This is a genomic window from Nocardioides sp., from assembly GCF_025964975.1.
Taxonomy (GTDB): Bacteria; Actinomycetota; Actinomycetes; order Propionibacteriales; family Nocardioidaceae; genus Nocardioides.
On record NZ_JAOPXV010000030.1, the window covers coordinates 1 to 7,323 of the forward strand.

7 protein-coding genes and 1 pseudogene are annotated in these 7,323 nt (G+C 69.4%); all 8 read left to right on the forward strand.

Annotated features, from left to right (window positions below):
* A pseudogene (locus JWN68_RS02615) lies at positions 1 to 420 on the forward strand (excinuclease ABC subunit A); the annotation flags it as partial.
* 9 nt (positions 421 to 429) lie between these two features.
* On the forward strand, positions 430 to 882 hold the full coding sequence (locus JWN68_RS02620) for a Rieske (2Fe-2S) protein (RefSeq protein WP_297734253.1): 453 nt from the start codon (positions 430 to 432) through the stop codon (positions 880 to 882).
* 230 nt (positions 883 to 1,112) lie between these two features.
* Complete coding sequence (locus JWN68_RS02625) at positions 1,113 to 1,382, forward strand: hypothetical protein (RefSeq protein ID WP_297734256.1); 270 nt, start codon at positions 1,113 to 1,115, stop codon at positions 1,380 to 1,382.
* 9 nt (positions 1,383 to 1,391) lie between these two features.
* A complete protein-coding gene (gene uvrC, locus JWN68_RS02630; protein ID WP_297734259.1) occupies positions 1,392 to 3,395 on the forward strand; it encodes an excinuclease ABC subunit UvrC in 2,004 nt (667 codons plus the stop codon).
* Positions 3,395 to 4,261, forward strand: a complete 867-nt coding sequence (gene rapZ, locus JWN68_RS02635) for an RNase adapter RapZ (RefSeq protein ID WP_297734263.1) — start codon at positions 3,395 to 3,397, stop codon at positions 4,259 to 4,261. Before uvrC ends, rapZ begins: the two co-directional genes overlap by 1 nt.
* An 8-nt stretch (positions 4,262 to 4,269) precedes the next feature.
* Positions 4,270 to 5,253, forward strand: coding sequence for a uridine diphosphate-N-acetylglucosamine-binding protein YvcK (gene yvcK / locus JWN68_RS02640; RefSeq protein ID WP_297734267.1), 984 nt, complete (start codon positions 4,270 to 4,272; stop codon positions 5,251 to 5,253).
* 21 nt (positions 5,254 to 5,274) lie between these two features.
* Complete coding sequence (gene whiA / locus JWN68_RS02645) at positions 5,275 to 6,261, forward strand: DNA-binding protein WhiA (protein WP_297734270.1); 987 nt, start codon at positions 5,275 to 5,277, stop codon at positions 6,259 to 6,261.
* Between the two features lie 148 nt (positions 6,262 to 6,409).
* The coding region (gap, locus tag JWN68_RS02650) for a type I glyceraldehyde-3-phosphate dehydrogenase (protein WP_297734273.1) at positions 6,410 to 7,323 on the forward strand (914 nt) is incomplete at its 3' end.

The window sequence follows — 7,323 nt, forward strand, 5'->3', positions numbered from 1 at the left end:
AAGCTCCTGCTCGTGCTCGGCCGACTCGTGGACCAGGGAAACACCGTGCTGGTCATCGAGCACAACCTCGACGTCATCAAGACCGCCGACTGGTTGATCGACATGGGCCCCGAGGGTGGCTCGAGGGGCGGCATCGTCGTGGCTGAGGGGACACCGGAGGACGTGGCGGCCCACCCGGACAGCTTCACCGGACAGTTCCTCGCGCCCCTGCTCGAGGGTCGCGGTGCGAAGCAGCCTCGGGGACGGGTCCAGCCCAAGGCGGAGCCCGCCCGTCCGCTGAGCAAGGCTGCGGCCAAGAAGGCAGCAACTGCCACCAAGAAGGCGGCGGCTGCTGCAAAGAAGGCGGCCGCAGCGGCGCCGGCCGAGACGACGACCACCAAGAAGGTCGCCACGAAAAAGGCGGTTTCCGCCAAGAAGTAGTCTCGCGCCATGACTTCTCCTGTGAACCGTCGTCGGGTGCTCGGTGGCGCCACCGCAGCCGTGATCGGTCTGCCCGCGCTGGCCGCCTGCGCCAGTGATGACCCCGAGTCGGCCTCCGACCCCACGTCGAGCAGCGACCCGACCGGGCCTGGCGAGCCCTCCGCGGCCGCCCCGGCCGGTGCGCTGGCCGCGACCTCCGACGTCCCCGTCGGGGGGTGTGCGGTCTTCTCCGAGCAGAAGGTCGTGCTGACCCAGCCCGCCGAGGGTGATTTCAAGGCCTTCTCCTCGGTCTGCACACACCAGGGCTGCACGGTGAGCGCGAGCAGCGACGGGGTCATCCCGTGCGGATGTCACGGCAGCAAGTTCTCGCTGGAGGACGGCTCGGTCATCTCCGGACCGGCCACGGCACCGCTCGCCGAGGTGGGCATCACGGTCGAGGGCGACTCGATCTCGCTGGCCTGATCCGGGTTCGGTCCATCACCGAGACCGACTCATCACCGGACAGGACATCGCCGACTACAGCGGTGGAAGCAAGGACCTCGCTCCCAACGCCGTGCGGCGCAAGACCATCCAGAAGAACGCAGTCAAGAGCAGCGACATCCGCAACGGCACCATCGCCGCCGAAGACCTCAGTGCTGGCCTTCAAGGGATCGTCGGGCCCAGCGGAGCAACCGGCGCCGCCGGTTCGGCGGGTGCCCCCGGCAAGGACGGCGCCCCCGGAGTGGCGGGCCGTCAGGACAGGCGAGCCGGACGGTGTTGCGACGTGGAGTGTCCACCACGTACAGGACAGCAACACCTCGATCACCAGGGTCTCGGGCGACAAGGTGCCTGCTGGCGCGCTGGTGGAGCCGCTGGCGTACACCTTCAGCGGTGACTTCTCCAGCTGCACCAGCGGGATGAGCGGCGGGTTCCCGGGAACTCCCTCGCCGGTGCCGTCCGGGAGTGTCGGCGCCGGCCCGTAGGGTTGTGGCATGGCTTCACCGGCGTCCTATCGACCCCAACCCGGGTCGATCCCGACCCAGCCAGGGGTCTATCGCTTCCGTGACGCCAAGGGCCGCGTCATCTATGTCGGCAAGGCCAAGAACCTCCGCTCGCGCGTGTCCTCCTACTTCCAGGACATCCGCAACCTTCACTCGCGCACCGCCTCGATGGTCACGAGCGCTGCCAGCGTCGAGTGGACGACCGTCAAGACCGAGGTCGAGGCGCTCCAACTCGAATACAGCTGGATCAAGGAGTTCGACCCGCGCTTCAACGTGAAGTACCGCGATGACAAGTCCTACCCCTGGCTCGCCGTGACGGTCGGCGAGGAGTTCCCGCGGGTGATGGTCGGTCGCGGAGCCAAGCGCAAGGGCACCCGCTACTTCGGCCCCTACGGCCACGCCTGGGCGATCCGCGAGACCGTGGACCTGCTGCTCCGCGTGTTCCCGATGCGCTCGTGCAGCAACGGCGTGTTCAAGCGCTCCAGCCAGATCGGCAGGCCGTGCCTGCTGGGATACATCGAGAAGTGCGCCGCTCCCTGCGTCGGCAACGTCAGCGCCGAGCAGCACCGTGAGATCGTCGACGACTTCTGCGACTTCATGGCCGGCAACACCTCAGCGTTCGTCAAGCGCGTCGAGAAGGAGATGTACGCCGCTTCGGAAGCCCTCGACTTCGAGCGAGCCGCCCGGCTGCGTGACGACCTGGGTGCCCTGACCAAGGCGATGGAGAAGCAGGCGGTGGTGCTGGCCGACGGCACCGACGCCGACGTGATCGCCCTCGCCGAGGACCCGCTCGAGGTCGCGGTGCAGATCTTCTACGTCCGCGGCGGGCGGATCCGAGGGCAGCGGGGGTGGGTCGCCGACCGCACGGACGACGGCGGGACCGCCGAGCTCGTCCAGGACTTCCTCCTCCAGCTGTACGGCGGGGAGTCCGACTCGATCCCGCGCGAGGTGCTCGTCCCGGCGCTCCCCGCCGACGCCGGCGTGCTCGAAGACCTGCTCAGCGACCTGCGAGGCAGCCGCGTCGAGATCCGGGTGCCCCAGCGCGGCGCCAAGCTCGCGCTCCAGAAGACGGTCGCCAACAACGCGGGGCAGTCGCTCGTGCTGCACAAGACCCGGCGGGCCAGCGACCTGACCACGCGCAACCGTGCCCTCGAGGAGATCCAGTCGGCCCTGGCCCTCGACGAGGTGCCGCTGCGGATCGAGTGCTACGACGTCTCCAACCTCCAGGGCACCGAGGTCGTCGCCTCGATGGTCGTCTTCGAGGACGGTTTGCCACGCAAGGGCGAATACCGCCGCTTCGTGATCAAGCCCGAGGCGGGGGAGACCGAGGTGACGCAGAACGACGTCGCCCACATGTACCAGGTGATCACCCGCCGGTTCCGCCGGCTGCTCGACGAGCAGGCGAGGAGCGAGGCGGTGTCGACCGACTCCGGCCCCATGCTCGTCGACCCGGAGACCGGTCGCCCGCGCAAGTTCGCCTACGCGCCGGGGCTGGTGGTGGTCGACGGCGGTCCACCCCAGGTGGCGGCTGCGCAGCAGGCCCTGACCGAGCTCGGCATCAACGACATTCCCGTCTGCGGCCTGGCCAAGCGCCTCGAGGAGGTGTGGCTGCCGGCCGAGGAGGACCCGGTCATCCTGGCGCGCACCAGCGAGGGGCTCTACCTCCTCCAGCGGATCCGCGACGAGGCCCACCGGTTCGCCATCACCCACCACCGCTCGCGCCGCTCCAAGTCGATGGTGGAGAGCGCGCTGGACGACGTGCCGGGCCTCGGGGAGGTGCGCCGCAAGACGTTGCTCAAGCACTTCGGCTCCCTGAAGAAGCTGCGGCTCGCGGAGGCCGAGGAGATCGCCCTCGTGCCCGGCATCGGCCCCCGCACGGCCGAGGCCATCAAGGCGGCCGTCGCCAGCGCCGACGCCACCCGCAAGAATGCCGGGACCACCGCCCCCGCCGTCCAGGTCAACACCGCGACCGGCGAGATCATCGAGGAGAACTGATGGAGCCCACCCCCGGCGAGCTCGTGATCGTCACCGGCATGACCGGTGCCGGTCGCAGCACGGCCGCCAAGGAGCTCGAGGACCTCGGCTTCTTCGTGGTCGACAACCTCCCGCCGACGCTGGTGCGCGACGTCGTCCGTCTCGTCGACGACAGCCGCGGGATCGCCGAACCCATCGCGGTCGTGGTCGACGTACGCTCCGGCTCGTTCTTCGCCTCGCTGCAGGCCAACCGGCACCAGGGCGTGACCGGCCGGCCGACAACCCTGCTGTTCCTGGAGGCGAACGATGACGTCCTCGTACGCCGCCAGGAGGCCGCTCGTCGTCCCCACCCGCTCCAGGGGAGCGGCCGCCTTCTCCACGGGCTGCAGCGCGAGCGCGAGGTGCTCGCCGAGGTGCGGGCCGACGCCGACGTCATCGTCGACACCACCAACCTCAACGTGCACCAGCTGACCGACCGGATCAGCGAGCAGTTCGGCAGCCCGGAGGCACTGAAGCTCAAGGTCACCGTCGTCTCGTTCGGCTTCAAGTACGGCATCCCGGTCGACGCCGACTTCGTCGCGGACATGCGCTTCCTCCCCAACCCGCACTGGGTGCCCGAGCTCCGCCCCCGGACCGGGCGTGACGAGGAGGTGGCCGACTACGTCAAGAAGCGGCCCGCGGCACAGACCTTCCTCGACCAATACGTGCCGGTCCTCGAGAACGTCGCCAGCGGCTACCTCACCGAGGGCAAGCGCTTCATGACCATCGCGATCGGCTGCACGGGCGGCAAGCACCGCAGCGTCGCGATGAGCGAGGAGATCGCGGCCCGGCTGCGCGAGCACGGCTTCGACACCCAGGCCAGTCACCGCGACCTCGGGCGGGAGTGAGGCCACGCATGGCCCGTGACACCGCCCAGTCCGCCGTTGCCCTCGGCGGCGGGCACGGACTCTTCGCCAGCCTCAGCGCGCTGCGTCGCCTGGTCGCCGAGCTGACGCTCGACGAGCTGACGGCCGTGGTGACGGTCGCCGACAACGGAGGTTCGTCCGGAAGGCTGCGCGAGGAGTTCGGCGTGCTTCCGCCCGGCGACCTGCGGATGGCCCTCGCGGCGCTGTGCGGGGACGACGAGTGGGGCCGGACCTGGGCCGAGCTGGTCCAGCACAGGTTCGAGGGCGACGGTGACATGCGTGGTCACGCCATCGGCAACCTGTTGATCGTCGGACTCTGGGAGCTGATGGGCGATCCGGTCCGCGCCCTCGACTGGGTCGGCCGGCTGCTCGGGGCCGGGGGTCGCGTCCTCCCGATGGCGATCACTCCCATCGACATGACGGCGGTGGTTCGGGGCCTGGACACGACGGATCCCTCCCGCACCTCCACCGTCCGCGGTCAGGTGGAGGTGGCGACGACGCACGGGCAGATCGTGTCGGTTGCCCTCGAGCCCGCCGATCCGGACGCCTGCGCAGAGGCCATCGACGCGGTGATGTCGGCCGACTGGGTCGTCCTGGGTCCCGGGTCGTGGTTCACGTCCGTCATCCCCCACCTGATGGTCCCGAAGCTGCGCCAGGCGCTGAGCGACACCTCCGCCTGCCTCATCGTCGTGCTCAACCTCGCGCCGCAGGAGGGGGAGACCCCCGGCTTCGGTCCGGAGGACCACCTGGCGGCCCTGTTCGAGCACGCGCCCGACCTGAAGATCCACACCGTGCTGGCTGACGTGCGCAGCGTGGCGCACCCCGAGCAGTTCGACGGGTCCGTGTCCGAGTCGGGGGCGCGGCTCGTGATCGCCGACATCGCAGCCGAGGACGCCTCCGATCGCCACGACGACGCCAAGTTGGCCGCCGCGTTCGAGGACATCATGGCGGGGAGCAGGGTCGAGGGTGATTGACGTTCGTGGCAGGATCGCCCCATGGCGATGACGGCACAGGTGAAGGCAGAACTCGCCAACACCCAGATCACGAAGACCTGCTGTCGGAAGGCCGAGGTGGCCTCGATGCTCCGCTTCGCCGGTGGTCTCCACATCGTGAGCGGTCGGATCGTGGTGGAGGCGGAGCTCGACACCGGTGCTGCCGCCCGACGCCTGCGCAAGGACATCGCCGAGGTCTACGGACACCACTCCGAGCTCGTCATGGTGCAGGGCAACGGCATCCGCCGGGGGAGCCGATACATCGTCCGGGTCGTCAAGGACGGGGAAGCCCTGGCGCGCCAGACCGGCCTGCTCGACCAGCGTGGACGTCCGGTGCGCGGTCTTCCGCCGGCTGTGGTCTCCGGGGGCGGCTGCGACGCGGTGGCGGCCTGGCGAGGTGCCTTCCTCGCCCACGGCTCCCTGACCGAGCCCGGCCGCTCGTCCTCGCTGGAGATCACCTGCCCCGGCCCCGAAGCCGCGCTCGCAATCGTCGGGGTTGCCCGTCGGCTCGGCATCTCCGCCAAGGCACGCGAGGTCCGTGGGGTCGACCGCGTCGTCATCCGGGACGGGGACGCGATCGGCGCCCTGCTGACCAGGCTCGGCGCCCACGAGTCGCTGATGGCCTGGGAGGAGCGACGGATGCGTCGCGAGGTGCGGGCGACCGCCAACCGGCTCGCGAACTTCGACGATGCCAACCTGCGAAGGTCGGCCCGTGCCGCGGTGGCGGCCGGCGCCCGGGTCGAGCGGGCGCTGGAGATCTTGGCCGACGAGGTCCCCGATCACCTGAAGCTCGCCGGCGACCTCCGGCTGGAGCACAAGAACGCCTCCCTCGAGGAGCTGGGGCAGCTCCACGACCCGGTGCTGACCAAGGACGCCATCGCCGGACGCATCCGGCGGTTGCTGGCGATGGCTGACAAACGCGCCGAGGAGCTCGGGATCCCGGACACGGAGTCGTCGCTGACCCCCGAGATGCTGGTCGACGAGGCCTGATCGCGGGACGCGAGCACGGCCAGGGGTTACTTGCACGTACGGCGACATGCCCGATCGGAGGTCCTGACGCTCCGCGATAGGGTCGTGAAGCCGTCGGATGTCCGGACCTGGGCGTCCCACTCGTTCTTCGACTTCAAGGAGTCCCTCAGTGACTGTCCGCGTAGGAATCAATGGCTTCGGCCGCATCGGTCGTAACTTCTTCCGGGCCGTTCGTGCCGCCCAGCTCGACGGGGGAGCCGACATCGAGATCGTCGGCGTCAACGACCTGACCGACAACGCGGTCCTCGCGCACCTGCTCAAGTACGACTCGATCCTCGGCCGCCTCGACGCCGACGTCTCGTCGGACGAGACCTCGATCAAGGTCGGCGACCAGACGATCACCGCGTTCGCCGAGCGCGACCCGGCCAACCTCAAGTGGGCCGACCTCGATGTCGACGTCGTCGTCGAGTCGACGGGCTTCTTCACTGACGCGACCAAGGCGAAGGCACACATCGACGCCGGTGCCAAGAAGGTCATCATCTCGGCGCCTGCCTCCAACGAGGACATCACGATCGTGATGGGTGTCAACCACGAGGACTACGACCCGGCGACCCACCACGTCATCTCCAACGCCTCCTGCACGACCAACTGCCTGGGACCGATGGCCAAGGCGCTCAACGACGACCTCGGCATCGTCAAGGGCCTGATGACGACGATCCACGCCTACACCGCCGACCAGAACCTCCAGGACAACATCCACAAGGACCTGCGTCGCGCCCGCGCCGCCGCGCTCAACATCATCCCGACCTCGACCGGTGCCGCCAAGGCCATCGGCCTGGTCCTGCCGGAGCTGAAGGGAAAGCTCGACGGCTTCGCGCTCCGCGTGCCCGTGCCCACCGGCTCGGCCACCGACCTGACGTTCGAGGCCGGTCGCGAGACCACCGTCGAGGAGGTCAACGCGATCATCGAGAAGGCCGCCGACGGCCGTTTCCTCAAGTACTCCACCGACCCGATCGTGTCCTCCGACATCGTCACCGACCCGGCGTCGTGCATCTTCGACGCCCCGCTGACCAAGGTCATCGG